At 57.6% G+C, this 19,240-nt stretch carries 15 protein-coding genes, 1 other RNA gene and 1 riboswitch; of the genes, 9 read left to right on the forward strand and 7 right to left on the reverse strand.

Translation table 11 applies throughout. From position 1 onward, the window contains the following. Window positions 1-117: 117 nt before the first annotated feature. Window positions 118-1,881 (reverse strand): DNA polymerase III subunit gamma/tau, encoded by a 1,764-nt coding sequence (locus GS636_RS15600; RefSeq protein WP_171670498.1) that lies wholly within the window; start codon window positions 1,879-1,881, stop codon window positions 118-120. A gap of 172 nt (window positions 1,882-2,053) precedes the next feature. Here GS636_RS15600 and GS636_RS15605 point away from each other — a divergent pair, with 172 nt between their 5' ends. After that, window positions 2,054-2,554, forward strand: coding sequence for a dual specificity protein phosphatase family protein (locus GS636_RS15605; protein ID WP_171095953.1), 501 nt, complete (start codon window positions 2,054-2,056; stop codon window positions 2,552-2,554). A 2-nt stretch (window positions 2,555-2,556) separates the two neighbouring features. Here GS636_RS15605 and GS636_RS15610 read toward each other — a convergent pair whose 3' ends face one another. Continuing rightward, window positions 2,557-2,964, reverse strand: a complete 408-nt coding sequence (locus tag GS636_RS15610; RefSeq protein ID WP_171670500.1) for a hypothetical protein — start codon at window positions 2,962-2,964, stop codon at window positions 2,557-2,559. A gap of 90 nt (window positions 2,965-3,054) precedes the next feature. Next, window positions 3,055-3,277: riboswitch (cobalamin riboswitch) on the reverse strand. A 130-nt stretch (window positions 3,278-3,407) separates the two neighbouring features. Here GS636_RS15610 and GS636_RS15615 point away from each other — a divergent pair. Next, window positions 3,408-4,268, forward strand: coding sequence for a hypothetical protein (locus tag GS636_RS15615; protein WP_171670503.1), 861 nt, complete (start codon window positions 3,408-3,410; stop codon window positions 4,266-4,268). 49 nt (window positions 4,269-4,317) lie between these two features. Here GS636_RS15615 and ffs read toward each other — a convergent pair. After that, window positions 4,318-4,416: signal recognition particle sRNA small type (ffs, locus tag GS636_RS15620), an RNA gene on the reverse strand. Window positions 4,417-4,455: 39 nt separating this feature from the next. Next, entirely contained in the window at window positions 4,456-6,324 is a 1,869-nt protein-coding gene (locus GS636_RS15625) for a bifunctional 2',3'-cyclic-nucleotide 2'-phosphodiesterase/3'-nucleotidase (RefSeq protein ID WP_171670505.1), read from the reverse strand. A 183-nt stretch (window positions 6,325-6,507) separates the two neighbouring features. Here GS636_RS15625 and nudC point away from each other — a divergent pair, with 183 nt between their 5' ends. Both nudC and GS636_RS15635 read left to right on the forward strand, forming a co-directional pair. After that, a complete protein-coding gene (nudC, locus tag GS636_RS15630) occupies window positions 6,508-7,491 on the forward strand; it encodes an NAD(+) diphosphatase (RefSeq protein ID WP_171670508.1) in 984 nt (327 codons plus the stop codon). Between the two features lie 37 nt (window positions 7,492-7,528). Then, window positions 7,529-7,996 carry an SRPBCC family protein gene (locus tag GS636_RS15635; RefSeq protein WP_171670510.1) on the forward strand — a complete coding sequence of 156 codons (468 nt, stop codon included), beginning with the start codon at window positions 7,529-7,531 and terminating at the stop codon, window positions 7,994-7,996. A gap of 154 nt (window positions 7,997-8,150) precedes the next feature. On the opposite strand, the gene GS636_RS15640 is transcribed toward GS636_RS15635, so the two are convergent. Continuing rightward, window positions 8,151-8,984, reverse strand: a complete 834-nt coding sequence (locus GS636_RS15640) for a prephenate dehydratase (protein WP_171670512.1) — start codon at window positions 8,982-8,984, stop codon at window positions 8,151-8,153. Window positions 8,985-9,104: 120 nt separating this feature from the next. Here GS636_RS15640 and GS636_RS15645 point away from each other — a divergent pair, with 120 nt between their 5' ends. The 5 genes from GS636_RS15645 (at window position 9,105) to GS636_RS15665 (ending at window position 15,466) form a co-directional block, all read left to right on the forward strand. Then, entirely contained in the window at window positions 9,105-9,617 is a 513-nt protein-coding gene (locus tag GS636_RS15645; protein WP_171096040.1) for a cytochrome c family protein, read from the forward strand. A 170-nt stretch (window positions 9,618-9,787) separates the two neighbouring features. Next, window positions 9,788-11,695 carry an extracellular solute-binding protein gene (locus tag GS636_RS15650; protein WP_253762828.1) on the forward strand — a complete coding sequence of 636 codons (1,908 nt, stop codon included), beginning with the start codon at window positions 9,788-9,790 and terminating at the stop codon, window positions 11,693-11,695. A gap of 1 nt (window position 11,696) precedes the next feature. Continuing rightward, complete coding sequence (locus GS636_RS15655; protein WP_171670515.1) at window positions 11,697-12,785, forward strand: microcin C ABC transporter permease YejB; 1,089 nt, start codon at window positions 11,697-11,699, stop codon at window positions 12,783-12,785. Next, the gene (locus GS636_RS15660) at window positions 12,786-13,892 is read left to right on the forward strand and encodes an ABC transporter permease (protein ID WP_171670517.1); all 1,107 of its coding nucleotides are present in this window, start codon (window positions 12,786-12,788) and stop codon (window positions 13,890-13,892) included. It abuts the gene before it with no gap. After that, on the forward strand, window positions 13,889-15,466 hold the full coding sequence (locus tag GS636_RS15665; protein ID WP_171670520.1) for an ABC transporter ATP-binding protein: 1,578 nt from the start codon (window positions 13,889-13,891) through the stop codon (window positions 15,464-15,466). The genes GS636_RS15660 and GS636_RS15665 overlap by 4 nt, the downstream gene beginning before the upstream one ends. 253 nt (window positions 15,467-15,719) lie before the next feature. On the opposite strand, the gene GS636_RS15670 is transcribed toward GS636_RS15665, so the two are convergent. Both GS636_RS15670 and hemN read right to left on the reverse strand, forming a co-directional pair. Beyond that, window positions 15,720-17,648 (reverse strand): elongation factor G, encoded by a 1,929-nt coding sequence (locus GS636_RS15670; RefSeq protein WP_171670523.1) that lies wholly within the window; start codon window positions 17,646-17,648, stop codon window positions 15,720-15,722. A 211-nt stretch (window positions 17,649-17,859) separates the two neighbouring features. After that, window positions 17,860-19,215, reverse strand: a complete 1,356-nt coding sequence (gene hemN, locus GS636_RS15675; protein ID WP_171670525.1) for an oxygen-independent coproporphyrinogen III oxidase — start codon at window positions 19,213-19,215, stop codon at window positions 17,860-17,862. Window positions 19,216-19,240: the final 25 nt, after the last annotated feature.

The following is a 19,240-nucleotide window of genomic DNA, read 5'->3' on the forward strand; positions in this document are numbered from 1 at the left end:
GCAGTGGCAGGTTGCGCGTTATGTGAAGGCAAGGATTGGGTTTGCCGCACGGGCTTTGCCGAGACTTAGATTTTGGAACCGGGTGATCACGGTAACCTCAATAGACGCGTCACCGGCTCAATCCTCTTCGAACGGGTCCCACTCATCCTCGACTTCGGGCAGCGCCTCGGTCTCGACTTGGGCGGCGCGCTGTTCCGGTGTCTCGATCTTTGTGATCCTGGCCTTGGGAAATTGAGCCAGTACAGCCTGAACCAGCGGGTGTTGTTCGGCTTCGGCTTTCAAAGCCAGTTCGGCCTTGTCCCGAATTTCAGCAATTGTCGGCGCATCCCCGTTCGAGACGATCGAGACAGCCCACCGGTTTCCGGTCCAGCGTTGCAGGGCCGAACCCAGCCTGGGCGCAAGGTCTGTCGGTGCCTGCGTGGCTGGGGTGAACTCGATCCGACCGGGCTGATAAGACACAAGTCGCACGCCGTTTTCCACTTCGACCAGCAGTTTTACGTCGCGGTTGGCGCGGATCAGTTCGACCACGTGATCAAAAGTCGGGAACCGGGCGAGAGCCGTCTGCACATCCTGAGCCAATGCAGCAACTGGCGCGCCGCTTGGGCCGCGGGGGGTCGAAACGTAGGAAGGTGCCGGAGCCGCGCTGGCCCGCGCTGGCATTGCACCCTGCCGGGGGGCTGATACTCCGCCATTCGGCCCACCAGTTGGAGGCGTTGGAGTGTCCTGCAGCCGTTTGATCAGTTCTTCAGGGCTGGGCAGATCAGCAACATGGGTCAGGCGGATAACGGCCATCTCAGCGGCCATCATGGCATTGGGCGCGGCCGAGACTTCTTCGAGCGCTTTCAGCAACATCTGCCACATCCGAGTCAGGACACGCATCGGCAGCGCCTCGGCCATGTGCTGGCCACGGCTCCGTTCGTCAGGCGAAACAGTTGGATCTTCGGCAGCGTCGGGCGTAATTTTAACGACGGACACCCAATGTGTGATTTCGGCCAGATCGCGTAAGACGGCCAGAGGGTCTGCGCCCTCAGCGTATTGCCCGCTGAGTTCCGTCAGCGCACCCGCTGCGTCGCCCCGCAGGATCATGTCCATCAGGTCCAGAACGCGGCCACGGTCCGCAAGGCCCAGCATTGCGCGGACCTGCTCGGCAGTGGTTTCACCCGCCCCGTGCGAAATCGCCTGATCCAGCAGCGAGGTTGCATCCCGTGCCGATCCTTCCGCGGCACGTGTGATCAGCGCCAGCGCGTCATCGGCGATTTGGGCATCTTCGGCGGTTGCGATCTTTTGCAGAAGCCCGATCATATCTTCGGGCTCGATCCGGCGCAGATCAAAGCGCTGACAGCGGGACAGAACCGTGACCGGCACTTTGCGGATTTCGGTTGTTGCGAAGATAAACTTCACATGTTCAGGCGGTTCCTCGAGCGTCTTGAGCAGCGCGTTGAAAGCGCTGGTCGAGAGCATGTGGACCTCGTCGATGATGTAGATCTTGTAACGCGCGCTGGCGGCGCGATAGCGGACACTGTCGATTATTTCGCGAATGTCATTCACACCGGTTCGGCTGGCGGCGTCCATCTCCATCACATCGACATGGCGGCCTTCCATGATCGCCACGCAATGTTCGCATTGCCCGCAAGGCTCGGTCGTCGGGCCGCCATTGCCGTCGGGGCCGATGCAGTTCATACCCTTGGCGATGATCCGCGCGGTGGTGGTTTTGCCGGTGCCGCGAATGCCGGTCATGATGAAAGCCTGCGCAATCCGGTCCGCTTCGAATGCGTTTTTCAGGGTGCGCACCATGGCGTCCTGACCCACCAGATCGGCAAAGGTTTCCGGGCGATATTTGCGGGCGAGAACCTGATAGGCGGGGCTGGGCGTGTCGGTCATGTTTTCTCGGTCGGATTCGGTGCTTCGGCTCAGCGTAGTGGCCGCTGCCTTCCGCGTCCACTGCGAGGCGCGATGATTTTTGATTTAGATTCCGACCGGATTCGCACTAAGCTGTTCCAACAAAATTTAAGACTCATTTTTGTAAAGAGTTCCTGGTGGAGGACACACGTTCATGTCGCAGCTGGTTATCTATGCCCTGCAAGTCGCAGGAGGAACGCTGGCCCTGACGTCTATACCCGGACATGGCGGGGACTATGAGACGGATCTGGATACGATTGCCGCGTGGAAGCCGGGGATTGTCATTTCAATGACAACGGATGTCGAGATGCTTCAGCACGGGGCGCAGGATTTTGGCAGCGATATTCAAAGCCGCGCCAGCCGGTGGGTGCATCTGCCGATCGAAGACTTTGGCGCACCAACGGCGGCCGTTGAAGAGGCGTGGCCAGAAGTTAGCGCCGCCGCCCGGCATGCCCTGGCTGGAGGAGGCCGAGTGCTGGTGCATTGTCGGGGCGGCTGTGGCAGGTCGGGGATGGTTGTCCTGCGTCTGATGGTCGAGTGCGGCGAACGGGCTGACAAGGCGCTGGAGCGTCTGCGGTCGCTGCGCCCCTGTGCTGTGGAAACAGACGCGCAGCTGGCTTGGGCGGCCCGGGTTTCCCCGGCGCAGGTGGTGTGACCTCAGGCCGAAAGCTGTTCGGGTGCGTGTACGGTTTTCCGGGGCCGTAGCGTTGCAACCTCGATCATCGCGCATGGTGGGTTTGCAATGATGCCAGATGGCAGAGTGCGGAACGTGTTTCCAAAAATCAGATCAGCATAGAGGTTCAGGTCCTCAATTGCTGCGTTGGGCTGCGTGTCACAAAACACGCGAACACTGTCTGATTGTGCCTGGAAAATTGCCTGACACCCTTCCGCGCAATGTGAAAGCTCACTACTGCCGTCGAACTCGAATGCGTCGCCTGTGGCCGCCGAAGCTTGTGTCATGGCCTCGGAGATCGAGCGCGCCAGCCGCGCCAGGGCGGGGCAGGTTTTACCCGTCCGCTGACATACCGTTGCGCTGTATTCATGCGTCTTTGTCTTCCAGATCATCCTGCGCCCTCCGCGCGTGGTGGACAGAAGGATCGGGTCAGGTGGGACAGCGAAGTGCAGTCAGGACCTGCCCGGACACCCCGCCCGAGTTTCGGTTTCAGTTTCGATGGCAGGTCTCCTGACTTGCGGGTCATGGCTTTGCCGACCTTCCCAGCCCTCGGGGCCAGTGGCGTTTCGGCATTGCTCACCGCTTACAGTTGCGGGGGCAGTCGCGGCATTGGTTAGCGTCCGGATGACCAGACGGAACCGCACCGTGTTCCCTTTTCATCCCGACCCCTTGTGGGGGACAGGAACCATCACACAATCGCTAGCGTCTGATCCGGTTCCGAGTCAAGCGGATCTTTGGCCCCGACGTTTGGTCATGCTGGATGGGTAAAAACTTCCCGCGTAGAGTTTCAATTATTGAAGTAAGAAACTTTGTCTTCGGCGCAGGGTCAGGGATCATGTTGGATACAGAACAGACGGTTTTAACCGAAGAGTTCCTCTTTCCGTCCGGGTCATCAACCCTTTCAGCGCGCTTGTACCGACCGTTGTCGGAACCCGGCACAGTGGTTGTGCTGAACAGTGCCACAGGCGTGCCACGCGACTATTATCGCCACTTCGCACGTTGGCTGGCCGCTGAGCGCGGCATGGCGTGCCTAACCTATGATTACCGGGACTTCGGGCACTCTTTGACCGGCCGCATGAAGGATGCACGTGCGACAATGGCCGATTGGGCCTTGATCGATATGCCGGCGGCGCGGGCGGAAATGCGCAGGCGTTTTCCCGGTGCACAACAATGGACGATTGGTCATTCTGTAGGTGCCATGCTGGGACCCGTACAGCCCGATATCGACAAAATCGACCGGATGATTTGTGTGTGTTCTGGGCTTGTGACCCTGAACGATCACCCATGGCCCTACCGTGGATTGGCCGGGGTGTTCTGGTATGGGCACGCCCCATTGCTGGTCAAAGCGCTTGGGTATTTACCCGGAAATGCAATCGGTTTTGGTGCGGATTTGCCGGCATCGGTCTACTGGCAATGGCGTAAATGGTGCACCGCTCCTTCGAGTTACATGCCCGAGATCGGAGCCGGGTTGCCTGATGCGCGTTGGACAGAAACTGAAAAACCGGTGGATCTGTTTACTTTTGAAGATGACCAGATGGTCCCACCCGAGGCGGTATGGCGGCTTGCCGATCTCTATGGCCCCAAGGTCAAACGACATCTGCTGAAACCTGCTGAATTTGGGTTATCTGAAGTTGGGCATATTGGGGCTTTTGCTCGTCGTAACGCGGCCCTTTGGCCACGCTTTGTCGACATTTGAACAAGCTTAGGGACGAGACCGCGTATCACCCATTAGGCATGTGTGGAGAAAGTGAGAGGTTGGACATCGACCCAAGCGGGGCTCGTTGTGGCTGCTTCCTTCCGGACCTGACCAGGTTGGCGAGGCGCTCGCCCGCGCCAACCTCTCGACTCTGGATATAGGGAAGGCTAGGGCAAAAGACAACCCGTCAGAATGTTAGGCGGATACGCTCGAATCCGGCGTCATCGGGACTTAGCAGTTGAGCGTTGAACATGACCAACTCATCCATGTGTTCAAGGGCACCCGGACCTGTTCGAAGCAAGGCATTTACACCCGCTCGAGCTGTCAGTGTAAACGGATATGGGTGTCGCGCTACGGGATCGGGCGGAAGGCGACGAGACAGGTAATCCCGCGTCAGTTCCTTGATGTCGAGCGGTGGTAGGTTGATGCGTTGGGCCGCAGAGGCGGCAGGAAAATGTCCGCCTCCGCTGGCGCGGTAATTGTTGCTGGCCAGGACGAATCTTTGCGCAGGTTGAACAGGTTGGCCACCGAATGTCAGATTGCGAATTCGCCTGTTGTCAGGGTCGACCAACCGACCGTCATTGTCGAAGCGTGCAGGTTGCGATGGATCGATTTGATAGGACAGGCCGAAGATGACGTCGAAATTGTAACCAGCACGTTCGGGGTTTACTAAGTCCGCTTCTGTATCATGCGACAGCTGGTTGAGCACGCTTGCCGACATTTCCAGCCAATCCAGCACGTCGGCACCGTTGATCTGTAATGCGCGCAGTTCATTGGGAAACGGATACAGGTCTGCAACGTGACGCAGGCATATTTCCTCCGCTGGGACATCTGTAAAATGCCGTGGGCCAGCGCGCCCACCGCTTTTCCCAGGCGCCACGGCTGACAAAAGAGGTAACTCTTCCAAAGCGGAACCGTGCAGGAAAGAGCGCAAAGCGGCAGCCTGTGCCGCAGCGACCAAAGCCAAGCCGCGATCCGGTGCGCAAAAACTGAAATAGCTGTGCATGGATTCTGATACGCGCGCGACGGGTTTGGCAACCGCGCTGCGTGTCTGACGATGGGCGTCAGCGAACAGACGCACCATATCCTGGTCTTCCTCGACCGCGATTCCGCTCGCGCAAACCGGGCGCAGGTCCACGCGACATTCTTCAATGCTGAACCCGGCATTCGGTCGCGGAGAAACTACAAGATCAATGACACCAAGATAAGATCCAGCCGACCCGGCCATGACAACCGGGGTTTCATGCACCAGCCCGTTTGCGTGATCGAGATATTGGGCGTTGGTATCGGTGCGACTCGGAAAGGTCAGATGCGTATGCCCGGCGACAATGGCGTCGATTCCGTCGATGGCGGCCAAGGGAATTATGGCATTCTCCATCCCTTCCACCGGCTCTGTTTGGCCCAGGCCAGAATGCGCCAGAGCAACGATAAGGTCACATTCTTCAGCGCGCAGTCGTTTTGACAGGTCGCGTGCCGAGGACAGAATGTCTTCGGCTGTGACCTCTCCGTTCAGGTGATGCTCTTCCCAGCGGGTGGTTTGAGGCGGAAGAACGGATATCAAGCCGATGCGAAGGGGCATATCTTTGCCACCCAATGGCACGGTGCGGTCCAATATCGCAAATCCCTGCCATGCTTGCAGGCTACCCGATCGATGCAGGTTGCTGCACAGGACAGGGCAAGGGGCTTGCGAGATGATATTGTCCAATACCGTCAGCCCAAAACCAAAATCATGGTTGCCGAGACCTATGGCGTCGTACTCCAGCGCCGCAAAGGCTTGCATGACCGGATGCGGCACGTCGTTCTGGGCCGCCCACTCGCCCAACGGCGTGCCCTGAATTGCATCCCCATTGTCCACCAACAGAACCAAAGCATCCCCTGCTTCTTGGCGGGCTTTGCGGATCAGGCTGGCGGTGCGCGTCAATCCTAGCGTCGGGTCAGGAGTATCCGTGTAATAGTCAAAACCTGTCAGGTTCATATGCAGGTCGGTTGTTGCCAGAATACGCACATGCCCACGGTTTTTTTCGGAGGACACCTGCGTCGAAGGGTTTTGCTTCACTTTGAATGGTCTGCTTTTGAATAGGGTTATTGATTAATTCTTACAAAGCGTAACCTAAATGATTTTTCCGGGGCCGCCATGCGGCTTTTCAGCGGCAGACATGCGTGTTGCGCGTGTTTGAATTGCCATTGCAACACGGTCTGAGACATGGCAGCCCTGTGCCAGGGACCAAAAGGAATTCCAATGAAAAACGCAGAGCAGGTGACCTTTGGCGGCTCGGGTCTGGATCGGGCGGCCCATATGCGCGGAAATGCCGAAACGTTGACGGCGGCGCAAAGCCACCCGGCGGCGGCGTGCATGATGATCTGGCGCGGTAAAGTTCTGGTTACGGGCCAAGGGCTGGATCAGCTTGCTCTGCTTCCAATGACGCACTCGCTGGTCAGCGCGGGACCAGGCGGGGTCATTGAGGCTCCTGTTTTTTTGGGCCTTTCCGCTGAAGACACGCCATTGTTCGCGGTGGATATCTCGGCCTGGACCGCAGAAGGTCTGGACCTGACCGGTCTGGGAGAGTTCGTGGACAAATCCGAGCAGCAGCACCCGGATTTGCCAGAGGGATATGTGTTTGCTGAATTGCGCCGGATCATGACGCGATTGTCGCCGCGCGATGCCGAATTGGCGGCCACGGCCAAAGCCGTTATCGGCTGGCACGAAACGCATCGGTTTTGCGCGCGCTGTGGGGCTGCCAGCGAGATGTCTCAGGGCGGTTGGCAACGCAGTTGCCCGTCATGCGGTGGGCAACATTTCCCACGTACCGACCCGGTTGTGATCATGCTGATCACACATGGTGACAGTGTGCTGATGGGCCGGTCTCCGGGCTGGCCCGAGGGTATGTTTTCGCTATTGGCGGGGTTTGTCGAACCCGGAGAAACGCTGGAAGCTGCGGTGCGCCGCGAGGTGATGGAAGAGGCGGGCGTTCCGGTCGGAAACGTATCCTATCTGTCCAGTCAACCCTGGCCATTCCCCGCTTCGCTGATGTTTGGCTGCGCGGGTGAGGCACTGGCGCGTGACATCGTGATTGATCCCGTTGAGATTGAAGAGGCGATGTGGGTCAGCAAATCCGAGATGATGCAGGCATTTGCCGGGGATCATCCAAGCCTTTTGCCCGCCCGCAAGGGTGCAATTGCACATTTTCTGCTTGAGAACTGGCTTGCGGATACGCTGGACTGACGAAATATTGGCGCGGCCATAAACATCAAAGGGTATCATGCAGTTTTCAGCCCGTGAGGATATCGAAGCCCCCATTAACGCAGTGTTCGACATGGTGTCGGATTTCGGACGGTTCGAACGTATGGCCATGCGCCGGGGAATCGACGTACGGCGCTTGGGGTCCGAAGCGGTCTTTGTTGCCGGGACTGAGTGGCAGACAGAGTTCAAGCTGCGCGGCAAGCTGCGCCAAATGTCGGTGGTGATGACGGATTTTGACCGGCCTTCGCAAATGCGATTTGAAGCGTCCAGCAAGGGCATGACCGGTCTGACCAGTGTTGATTTTCTGGCCCTGTCGCCGCGTAGAACGCGCCTGAGCCTTGAGATGTCACTGGCGGCCAAAACCCTGCCTGCACGTCTGTTGTTGCAATCGGTGAAACTGGGTCAGACCCGATTCCGCAAACAATTGCAATCCCGGCTGAGTGAGTTTGCGCGCGAGTTGGAGCAGCGGCATCTGCACGGTGCCTAGAAAACGCCGGTGCGCTGTTTCACAACGCGATTGAGCAGAAGAGGCAGGTTGCCAAGTCGAACACCCAAACGCATTAGCGAGATGATCGCTTGCTACGTGGCTAGGCGCAGCAACCTGCGCCAATCTGAGTTCGCCCAACCTAAGGAAGAGTAGCCTATCCGCGGGGCTGCGCTGCCGGATAGACGCCGAGGATTTCCACATTGGTTGTGAAGTGTTCCAACTCGTCCATGGCCAACCGAACGTTCCGGTCATCCGGATGACCAACGATATCTGCATAAAACTGCGTCGCAGTGAACGACCCGTCAACCATGTAGCTTTCCAGCTTGGTCATGTTGATGCCGTTGGTGGCAAAGCCGCCCATCGCCTTGTACAGCGCCGCAGGGATGTTGCGGACCTGAAACACAAAGCTGGTGATCATTGCATGTTCTCCGCGACGCGCCAGGTCGGCCTGTCGAGACATCACAAGGAAACGGGTCGTGTTGTCGTCGCTGTCCTCAATGTGGCGGGCCAGCACATTCAGGTTGTAGATCTCACCAGCCAACTCACTGGCCAGCGCCGCAGAGTGCAGGTCGCCCACCTCAGCCACTTCGCGCGCCGCGCGTGCGTTGTCGGGGCTGACACGTCCGCGAATGTTGTGCTGTTTCAGAAATCCTGCGCATTGCGGCAGCAGCACCAGATGGGAATGTGCCTCGGTAATGTCTTCCAGTTTTGCGCCGGGGACGCCCAACAGGTTTATATGTACCCGCACAAATGCTTCGTCGATGATATGCAAGCCGCTATGAGGCAACAGCCGGTGAATATCGGCGACTCGTCCGTAGGTCGTGTTTTCGACCGGCAGCATCGCCAGATCCGCCGCACCTGAACGAACCGATTCGATCACATCTTCGAAAGTCCGGCAAGGCAGGGCCTCCATTTCGGGCCGTGCGTTCCGACATGCTTCGTGGCTATAGGCGCCTGGTTCGCCCTGAAATGCGATGCGATTGGTCATTTGGTCGATTCCATGCAACAAGTTCGCGATTTGGTCGTTTCGTCGCGGTGTCTATACCTTGCCTCTCGCAAGGGGAAGCCTTAGACAGCAGCCCAGACAGCTGAAATGGACTCGCGATCAATGTTCGACACGATGACAGTTACCAAGGCCGCCGCAGGCCTGTTCGGCACTTTCCTGGTGCTGCTTCTGGCCAAATGGGGGGCGGATGTCCTCTATTCTTCCGGTGGCCATGGCCACGCTGAGGCCGCCTACATTATCGAAACCGAAAGCTCGGGCGAAAGCGCTGATGGTGAAGAAGTGGTCTTTGAAGACCTGCTGGCCGCTGCTGACGTCGAAAAAGGTGCAAGAGTGTTCCGCAAATGCACTGCCTGCCACAAGCTGGAAGACGGCGCAAACGGTACTGGCCCGTACCTGTACGCTGTTGTGGACCGTCCTGTTGCGTCGGCTAAGGGCTTTACAGGCTACTCGGCCAGCATGCAGGCGCATGGCGGCAACTGGACGCCTGAGGCTTTGGATGCCTTCCTGGAACGCCCAAGCGCCTACATCTCGGGCACATCGATGAGCTTTGCGGGTCTGAAAAAGCCGCAGGATCGCGCAGATGTGATTGCTTACCTGCAGACAATCGGCAACTGATTGCCCGTCAGATCAAAGATTTCCAAGGCCGCTGCCCTGTGCAGCGGCTTTTTTTGTCTGAAGGAAACTTCACAAAGCGCTCACGCATTCTAAACTTGAAACTGTTAGCGTTGGCACTTTAGCTAGCGGTTACGACATTGGTGAAGACACTGACCGAGAGGACGAGCCACATGAAATCCCTGATGCCCGCTGCGCGTGATCTTAAATTACGGCCCTGGGCTGCGGCGATATGCATGTCGGCTGCGGTCATCGCCAGTTCTGCCGGATTGGCGTTTGCAACCGGATTGCCCGACGATGATACAGTGACGGTCAGCCATGGCCTGTCTGTTTTCGGTGATCTGAAATACGGGCCGGATTTCACTCATTTCGACTATGTTAATCCTGATGCACCCAAAGGGGGCGAGATTTCGACCTGGGCCTTTGGGACGTTTGACAGCCTTACGCCCTTTATTCTCAAGGGTAACCCCGGCGCGCTTGCTTCCGTTTTTTACGATACTCTGATGAGTGGCAGCCTGGATGAGCCAGACGCGATGTACGGATCTGTTGCGGAAACCGCAGAATACCCCGAAAGCAGAGAGTGGGTGATTTTCAACATGCGCCCCGAAGCCCGGTTTCGAGATGGCTCGCCACTGACTGCCGAAGACGTCGTGTTTACGTTTGAAACTCTGCGCGACAAGGGACGCCCGTCTTACAAATTGCTGTTCAAGGATTTTGTAGGCGCTGAGGTATTGGATACCCACAAAGTCAAGTTCACCTTCAAACCCGACGGTGCCTTGCGCGAAGCCTATCTGACCGCCGCGGGTCTGCCGATCCTGTCAAAGGCTTACTACGAAACTGTTGATTTTGAAGAAACAAGCCTTGAAGCACCAATGGGATCTGGTGCCTATGAGCTTGAAAGTGTCGAGCCGGGACGGTCAATCACATATAAGCGGCGTGATGACTATTGGGCCAAGGACTTGCCGGTGAACGTCGGACAAAATAACTTCGACCGTATCAAGGTCGAGTATTTCGCAGACTACACGACCGCGTTTGAGGCCTTCAAAGCAGGTGCATACACCTATCGCGAGGAGTTCCTTTCGCGCCTATGGGCAACGGGGTATGATTTTCCTGCGATCGACAAAGGCTGGGTGAAAGTCGAAACCTTGCCAGACGGTCGACCAGCAGGCACCCAAGGGTTCTGGTTCAACCTGCGGCGCGACAAATTCAGCGACCCACGTGTGCGTGAGGCGATAGGTCTGGCCTTCAACTTCGAATGGTCGAACCAAAGTCTTTTCCACGGGCTTTACACTCGGACAGATAGTTTCTGGGAAAACTCGGGCATGCAGGCCGAAGGGATGCCCACTGAAAAAGAACTTGAACTGCTTGAACCTCTGCGTGGGCAGGTGCCAGACAGCGTTTTCACGGATCCCGCTTTTGCACCCGCCGAGTCCAACCCGGCCAATGCCGGTGATCGTCGTGCCTTACGTCGTGCGTCAAAGCTGTTGGACGAGGCCGGATGGACCGTAGGTGACGATGGGAAACGCCGCAATGCGGACGGCGAAGTGTTGAGCGTTGAGTTTTTGAACGACAGCCCGTCCTTTGACCGGATCATCCTGCCGTTCGTCGACAACCTGGAACGTTTGGGTATCGATGCCACGGCGCAACGTGTTGACGCGGCTCAGGCCACTCAACGCCAGAAAAAGTTCGAATACGATGTGGTTGTTCAGCGTTATGCCATGTCCCAGACACCTGGAACCGAGTTGCGCGGTATTTTCGGGTCAGACTCAGCTGACATAGAAGGGTCGAACAATATTGCTGGTCTGAAGGACGAAGCCGTAGACCAGCTGATCCAGAATATCGAAGCGGCCACCACCCGCGAAGACCTGAATGCTGCGGTCCGGGCGTTGGACCGCGTCCTACGGGCCAAACACATCTGGATACCGCAATGGTACAAGCCGGTGCACAACATCGCATATTTTGACATGTACGAGCGGCCCTACACAGACAACCCGCCGCCCAGCGGGTTGGGTGAACTGTCGATCTGGTGGTACAACCCGGAAAAAGCAGCGGCTTTGAAAGCGGAAGGCGCTTTGCAATAAAATGGGCGCCTACATTCTTCGACGTCTGCTGCTGGTCATCCCGACCCTGCTTGGCATCATGGTTGTAAACTTTGTTCTGGTGCAATTTGTGCCGGGCGGACCAATCGAACAAATTGTTGCGCAGGCTCAGGGGCAGGGCGACGTGTTCTCGGGATTTGCTGGAGGCGGTGAAGCCGGCGCGGACACCTCGGGGCCTGCTGGGGACAACGACTATATCGGCGCGCGCGGCCTGCCGCCCGAGTTCATTGCCGAGCTGGAAAAAGAATTCGGTTTCGACAAACCGCCTCTGGAACGTTTCCTGATTATGATGGGCAACTATCTGACCTTGGATTTCGGGCAGAGCTATTTCCGTTCGATCAGCGTGATTGATCTGGTGCTTGAAAAGATGCCGGTCTCAATTTCGCTTGGTCTGTGGTCGACCCTGATTGCCTATCTGGTTTCTATTCCGCTGGGCATTCGCAAAGCGATCAAAGATGGATCACAGTTCGATACCTGGACCAGCGGGGCGATCATCGTGGCCTATGCGATCCCGGGCTTTCTGTTTGCGATCCTCCTGCTGGTGCTGTTCGCGGGTGGGTCTTACTGGCAGATCTTCCCGCTGCGCGGTCTGACCTCGGACAACTGGGAGAGCCTCAGCCTCTTCGGCAAGATCGTTGATTACTTCTGGCACATTGCACTTCCAACAATAGCGCTCACGATCTCGGCCTTTGCGACGCTGACACTGCTGACCAAGAACTCGTTTCTGGATGAAATCAAAAAGCAGTATGTCATGACGGCCCGTGCCAAAGGTCTGAGCGAACGCAAGGTTCTTTATGGCCATGTCTTTCGGAACGCGATGCTGATCGTCATCGCCGGGTTCCCGGCGGTGTTTATCGGCGTATTCTTCGGTGGTTCGATCATTATCGAGACCATCTTCTCGCTGGATGGTCTGGGTCGTCTGGGGTTCGAGGCTGCCGTGGCGCGGGATTATCCGGTGATTTTTGGCACCTTGTTCATCTTCGGGCTGATGGGGCTGGTCGTCGGGATCATCAGCGATCTGATGTATGTGCTGGTCGATCCGCGCATCGATTTCGAAAAGCGGGAGGGGTAAATGGCACTCTCTCCTCTGAACCAGCGCCGCTGGAGCAATTTCTGCCGCAACAGGCGCGCGTTCTGGTCGCTGATCATCTTTTCGGTGCTGTTTGGCCTGTCCTTGTGCGCCGAGTTCATCGCAAATGACAAGCCTATCCTCGTGAAGTACCGGGGTGAGTTCTATACGCCGATCTTCAATTTCTATGCAGAAACCGAATTTGGTGGCGATTTCCAGACGGAAGCCATTTACCGAGATCCCGAGGTTCAATGCCTGATCGATAGCGGCGGACTGGAAGAGTGTTTCGACGATCCCGAAGGCATCATTGAACAAATCGACGCCGGGACTTTCCAGGCGGAAGGGTTCGAACGCGGCTGGGCGCTTTGGCCGTTGATCCCATATTCCTTCAACACATCGGTAGACCGACCTGGGGCCGCGCCTTTGCCGCCCAACGGTCAGAACCTGCTGGGCACGGATGACACCAAACGCGACGTGTTGGCTCGGGTGATATACGGGTTCCGCTTGTCGATCCTGTTCACACTGCTTGTGACCGGTGCCGCCAGCCTGATCGGTATTTTCGCTGGCGCCATTCAAGGGTTCTTCGGCGGTTGGCTGGATCTGATCTTTCAGCGGATCATCGAGATCTGGTCCGCGACGCCTTCGTTATATGTGATCATCATCATGTTCGCGGTTCTGGGCCGAAGTTTCTGGTTGCTGGTTGCGTTGATGATCCTGTTCAGTTGGACCGGTTTGGTCGGCGTCGTACGCGCGGAGTTTCTACGCGCGCGGAACCTTGAATATGTGCGCGCCGCGCGTGCGCTGGGCGTGGGCAACATGACTATCATGTTCCGTCACATGTTACCTAACGCAATGGTGGCTACCCTGACGTTCATGCCGTTCATCGTTACCGGCACCATCGGCGGCCTGGCCTCGCTGGACTACTTGGGCTTCGGCTTGCCGTCCTCGGCACCTTCTTTGGGAGAGTTGACGTTGCAGGCGAAACAGAACCTGCAGGCCCCGTGGCTGGCTTTCACAGCCTTTTTCACCTTTGCCATCATGCTGTCTCTGCTGGTCTTCATTTTCGAAGGTGTACGGGATGCGTTTGACCCTAGAAAGACCTTCTCATGAGCTTGCTGGATGTGAACAACCTCAAGGTCTCGTTCCGGCAGGACGGTCAGGTCAGCGCTGCTGTCAAAGGCGTGTCTTTTACCGTGGATCGGGGTGAAACCGTTGCGTTGGTGGGCGAATCCGGGTCTGGGAAATCCGTCACGGCTTTGTCGACCGTATCGCTGCTGGGTGACAGCGCAATGGTCGAAGGGTCTGTGACCTACGACGGGCAAGAGATGATCGGTGCGTCCGAGCAACATCTGATGGATGTGCGTGGCAATGACATCAGCTTCATCTTTCAGGAGCCGATGACCTCGCTAAACCCGTTGCACACGATTCAGAAGCAAATGGCGGAATCGCTGGCGCTGCATCAGGGTGTGACCGGGGATACTGCGCGGGATCGGATTTTGGAGCTGCTGACTAAAGTTGGTATCCGCGACCCCGAGGAAAGGTTGGACAGCTATCCGCACCAGTTGTCTGGCGGACAACGGCAGCGGGTGATGATCGCGATGGCGTTGGCCAACAAACCGGACATCCTGATAGCCGACGAACCGACAACGGCGTTGGACGTGACCATTCAGGCGCAGATACTCGAGTTGCTGGCCGAATTGCAGAAATCCGAGAATATGGGGATGCTGTTCATCACCCATGATCTGGGAATCGTACGCCGGATTGCCGACCGTGTTTGTGTGATGAAGGATGGTGAGATTGTCGAAACCGGTGTCACGCAGGACATCTTTGACAACCCACAGCATCCCTATACCCGGAAACTCTTGGCCGCGGAACCTTCGGGTCAGCCCGAACCGGTTGCCTCAGACGCGGAAGAGGTCGCGCGCACCGATCACCTGAAGGTCTGGTTCCCAATCCAGCGCGGATTTCTGAAGCGCACTGTTGGCTATGTGAAGGCGGTGAATGACGCCACGCTGAGTGTACGCGCGGGTGAGACTTTGGGCATCGTCGGCGAAAGCGGCTCGGGCAAGACCACGCTGGCGCTGGCGATCATGCGCCTCATTGCGTCCGAAGGCGGCATCACCTTCCGCGATCAGGATGTGCGAAGATGGTCTACCCGCGAATTGCGCAGGTTGCGCAAGGATATGCAGATCGTGTTTCAGGACCCGTTCGGCAGCCTCAGCCCACGCATGACCTGTCAGCAGATCATTGCGGAAGGTCTGGCCATTCACAACATTGAACCTCACCGCGCCCCGCGTGAGCTGGTCGCTGAGGTGATGACCGAAGTGGGGCTGGATCCAGCCGCGATGGACCGGTATCCGCACGAGTTCTCAGGCGGACAGCGCCAGCGTATCGCAATTGCCCGCGCGATGGTTTTGCGGCCCAAACTGCTGGTACTGGACGAACCGACCAGCGCGCTGGACATGACGGTGCAGGTTCAGATCGTTGATCTGCTGCGCGATCTGCAGAAGAAATACGGGTTGGCCTATCTGTTCATCAGCCACGACCTGAAAGTCGTACGGGCGATGTCGCACAACGTGATCGTCATGCGAAATGGGGATGTGGTGGAAATGGGTGCGGCCGAGGCATTGTTCGAAAACGCCCAGACCGACTACACCCGCGAGCTGATTGCAGCGGCGGGATAGCATGAAAAAACAAAGAATTGACTACGTCGGTAAGGCATTCTTCGTCGGGGTTTCTTGCTTAGTTGCATTCAGCAGCCAAGAGTTCCGAACCTCTTTCAAAGCTCAAGTTGGTCTAGGTTTCGCAGTTTTCGCAGTTTTGTTTGGCGCGGCGCTTTGGGAATGGCTCAAGTCCAAGTGGTGACGGTACAGAGGTAGGGTCGAAGACTCTTGTGCCTTCGACAGTCTCAACACCGACTGAGTAAACTTGGGCAAGTTAAGCGCTTGCCTTTTCTTTGGTCGCCGCTTTCGGCACTGGCCCGCGCAGTTCTTCGTAGTGATCAAAGGTCAGCTTGACCCACCCGGTTCCGCGCGTGGCACTGGCAAGGGTGCGGTGCAGTTCATCCTCGGTCACGGCGGGGATTTGGGCGTTGAAGATTTCCCAGCCAGACGCGTTTGGGTTGCCCTCAAATCCCAGAACTTGCCCTTGCAGCGAACTGATCGTTGGCACGAGATCGCCCACAAAGTCCGATGGCAGGTGAATTTCTGCGGTCAGAATCGGTTGCAGAACCACTGGTTTGGCCTGAGGCAGCGCTTCACGCACGGCGTTCTTGCCTGCGGTGCGGAACGCATAATCCGAACTGTCCACGTTGTGGTGTTTACCGTCGCTCAGGGTCACTTTGACGTCGACCACGGGAAATCCTTCGGGGCCTTGTTCCAGTGCGTCCTTGGCACCGTGTTCCACGGACGGGATGTAGTTCTTGGGCACAGCGCCGCCCTTGACCACCTCTTCGAACCGGAACCCCGATCCGCGTGGCAGGGGCGCGACCGAGATCACCACATCCGCGAACTGTCCGGCCCCGCCGGATTGTTTGCGATGACGGTGGCGATGTTCGACGGGTGCGCGGATGGTTTCGCGATAGGCGGTTTCGACCTGATCCGCTTCAATCTCGATCCCAAAATCCTCAGCCAGCTTGGCGGTCACGCGACGCATGTGCTGTGGACCTTGCGATCCAAGAATCGAATGGCCGCTCAACTCATCTTGCTGCAGGTGCAGGCCGGGGTCGATCTCGGCCAGACGGCTTAGGGCGTTGGACAGGCGCACATCGTCCCGCTCATGCGCGGGTGAGACGATCTGACGATGCGCAACCGGGTGGGAGGACGCCCATTCCGGCAGCTCCGTCGCAGAAGAGCTGTCGTAGATATAGCCGGGGTTGAGGTGGTCGGATTTCACCGCCAGACCAATCTGCCCGGCTTCCAGAGTTGCGATTTGAGTCTTTGCATCCAGCGTTGTCAGGTTGCCTACGGTTTCACCGCCCAAGGCCTCGTGCGCTTGTACACCGTCCCCAAGGCCGCGCAGAACGACAATCTTTCCGATGTGCTTTTTGACATCTGCAAAGCCGGCAATAGCGCGTGCGCTGTCCGCAGCCTCGTCGCGACCGGCGGCGATATCAAATTCAGGCGCTTCGTGTCGCAGTGCTTTCATCAGGCGAGTCAGCCCGTTGCCATGGCTCGCTGCCCCCAAGCACGCGGGGATCAACTGGTGGTTTTGCAGGACCTGCGCGGCAAGATCATACACTTCGTCATTTGGCGGCTGTTTGTCTTCGATCAGCTGTTCCAAAAGGTGGTCATCGAAATCGGACAAGGTTTCCAGCAACTCGGTTCGTGCTTCCTGCTCTCGATCTTCCACGGATTGCGGCAGTTCGATCAGGGCCGAGGGTTGGCCTTCCTGATATTTCCAGGCCCGTTCCGAGATCAGATCGACTGCGCCGATGATCGTGTCTCCTTCGCGGATGGGCACCTGACGCAAGGCGATATGATGGGTGCAGTATGTTTGCAGGGCTGCGATGATATCGCGGATGCGACCATTGGGATTGTCCATCCGGTTGATGAAAAGGAAACAGGGGATGCCCGCTTCTTCGACCAGTCGCAGGTAGGGCGCGCATAGAACAGCGGCATTCGGGTCGGGTGGCACGACCACCACGGCGGCGTCCGATATGGCCATTGCAGGCCCGACATAGGCCAGTGCATCACCGCCGCCATCCACGTCGATCGCGCACCAGGGCTCGTCCAGGTAAGAAAAACCGTGCAAATGCACGGTTCCGGAAACATCGAATGTTGTGGGGCGCCCGTCGAGGCGGCTGATGGCCTCGACCAGGGTAGATTTGCCCGATTGGCTGGGCCCGAGGACGGTGAAGACGCGCATGAGTGTTGTCCCTCTTTCAGGTTGCAGAATGGCTGCACGAAAGGGGCATCCGCCGCTTTTGCGTCGGCAAGGACTGTCTGTATTTTGCCCGCCTCAGGGTGCAGGGCGAAACTTCACCCCACAGCACGAGTGTGGGAAAAACCGCAGGCGTGCGTCAAGCCCCCGTTGCGTTTTGTGGTCTGCGGGCCAGAAATTGCTCGCAGCGAAGAGGTTAGATTGCCGAGCTGTGCCCGGCTTTGCTCAGGTCATAAACGTCAAAACTGCGGGCGATCATCCGGGTTAACGCGCGCGCTTCGGGCGGGATGAAAAGCCCGTCATCAGTGATCCGCAGAAGCCCGTCGAAATCGGCATTGGCGGAGTGATACATTTCAGTCAGCGCAGAGGCCGAGATGTCGTGGTCGCGCAGGATTTCGGCGCTGTTGATCTGGAAATCACACATCAGCGCTTCGATCAGGCGTGCGCGCAGAATGTCCTGACCTTTGAACAGATGTCCACGGGCTGTCGAAAACTGTCCGTCACGGATGGCTTTTGTGTGCACCGAGGTGGCCGAGGCGTTCTGCGCATAGCCTTGCGGAAAGCGCGAGATCGAACTGGCCCCGACCCCGATCAGAACGTCGGCCTGATCGTCGGTGTATCCCTGGAAGTTCCGCTTCAAGCGTCCCGCGCGCAAGGCATGGGTCAGCCCGTCATCCTGTGTGGCGAAATGGTCGATGCCAATTTCGGCATAGTTGTCCCACAGGAACAGGCGGCGGGCGGTATCGAACAGCTCGAGCCGTTGTTCCGGTGTGGGTAGCGCGTCGGACGGGATCATCTGTTGGCGCTTTGCCATCCAGGGCACATGTGCGTAGCCGTACAAAGCCACGCGATCCGGGCTGAGCGAAAGCAGCTTCTGCACACTTTCCGTCATCCGGGCCTTTGTCTGATGAGGCAGGCCATAAAGGATATCTGCGTTCAAACTGGTGATGCCACGTTCACGGATCATGTCGATGGCGTCGCGGGTGGTGTCGTAGCTTTGAATACGGCCGATGGTTTTCTGAATTTCGTCGTCGAAATCCTGCACCCCGATCGAGGCACGGTTCATACCTGCGTCCGCCAACGCGTCCAGACGGGCTTCATCAATTTCGTTGGGATCAATCTCGACCGAAAATTCGGCATCAGATCCCATGGGTACGATACCCAGAATATGCTGCGCCAATTCGCGCATCAGCTGCGCGTTCAGCAAGGTCGGCGTGCCGCCACCCCAATGCAGGCGCGACAGCACCACACCTTCGGGCAGGCGGGCTGCAAGCAGGTCCAACTCGGCCTTCAGAACGTCCACATAGGCAATAACCGGGTTGTCGGTTTGGGTTCCTTGTGTCCGGCAGGCACAGAACCAACACAGCCTGCGGCAGAACGGAACATGGATGTACAGGGAAATGGCACTGCCGGGTTTGATCCCCGAAATCCAGTCGCCAAACATGTCTGCTCCCACATCATTGCTAAAGTGGGGGGCGGTGGGGTAGCTTGTGTAACGCGGTACTTTCGCGTCAAAAAGTCCAAGCTTTGCCAATTGTGGTTTCACTATCATGGCGATACCCTTATGGCACCGACAA

Origin of the sequence: Ruegeria sp. HKCCD4884, assembly GCF_013110855.1 — a bacterium.
Classification (GTDB): domain Bacteria; phylum Pseudomonadota; class Alphaproteobacteria; order Rhodobacterales; family Rhodobacteraceae; genus Ruegeria.

What these genes read in the sequence shown, in the direction of transcription:
- GS636_RS15600 (WP_171670498.1), bottom strand. Translation starts at nt 1,881, where the DNA reads ATGACCGACACGCCCAGCCCCGCCTATCAGGTTCTCGCCCGCAAATAT.
- GS636_RS15605 (WP_171095953.1), top strand. Translation starts at nt 2,054, where the DNA reads ATGTCGCAGCTGGTTATCTATGCCCTGCAAGTCGCAGGAGGAACGCTG.
- GS636_RS15610 (WP_171670500.1), bottom strand. Translation starts at nt 2,964, where the DNA reads ATGATCTGGAAGACAAAGACGCATGAATACAGCGCAACGGTATGTCAG.
- GS636_RS15615 (WP_171670503.1), top strand. Translation starts at nt 3,408, where the DNA reads ATGTTGGATACAGAACAGACGGTTTTAACCGAAGAGTTCCTCTTTCCG.
- nudC (WP_171670508.1), top strand. Translation starts at nt 6,508, where the DNA reads ATGAAAAACGCAGAGCAGGTGACCTTTGGCGGCTCGGGTCTGGATCGG.
- GS636_RS15635 (WP_171670510.1), top strand. Translation starts at nt 7,529, where the DNA reads ATGCAGTTTTCAGCCCGTGAGGATATCGAAGCCCCCATTAACGCAGTG.
- GS636_RS15640 (WP_171670512.1), bottom strand. Translation starts at nt 8,984, where the DNA reads ATGACCAATCGCATCGCATTTCAGGGCGAACCAGGCGCCTATAGCCAC.
- GS636_RS15645 (WP_171096040.1), top strand. Translation starts at nt 9,105, where the DNA reads ATGTTCGACACGATGACAGTTACCAAGGCCGCCGCAGGCCTGTTCGGC.
- GS636_RS15650 (WP_253762828.1), top strand. Translation starts at nt 9,788, where the DNA reads ATGAAATCCCTGATGCCCGCTGCGCGTGATCTTAAATTACGGCCCTGG.
- GS636_RS15655 (WP_171670515.1), top strand. Translation starts at nt 11,697, where the DNA reads ATGGGCGCCTACATTCTTCGACGTCTGCTGCTGGTCATCCCGACCCTG.
- GS636_RS15660 (WP_171670517.1), top strand. Translation starts at nt 12,786, where the DNA reads ATGGCACTCTCTCCTCTGAACCAGCGCCGCTGGAGCAATTTCTGCCGC.
- GS636_RS15665 (WP_171670520.1), top strand. Translation starts at nt 13,889, where the DNA reads ATGAGCTTGCTGGATGTGAACAACCTCAAGGTCTCGTTCCGGCAGGAC.
- GS636_RS15670 (WP_171670523.1), bottom strand. Translation starts at nt 17,648, where the DNA reads ATGCGCGTCTTCACCGTCCTCGGGCCCAGCCAATCGGGCAAATCTACC.
- hemN (WP_171670525.1), bottom strand. Translation starts at nt 19,215, where the DNA reads ATGATAGTGAAACCACAATTGGCAAAGCTTGGACTTTTTGACGCGAAA.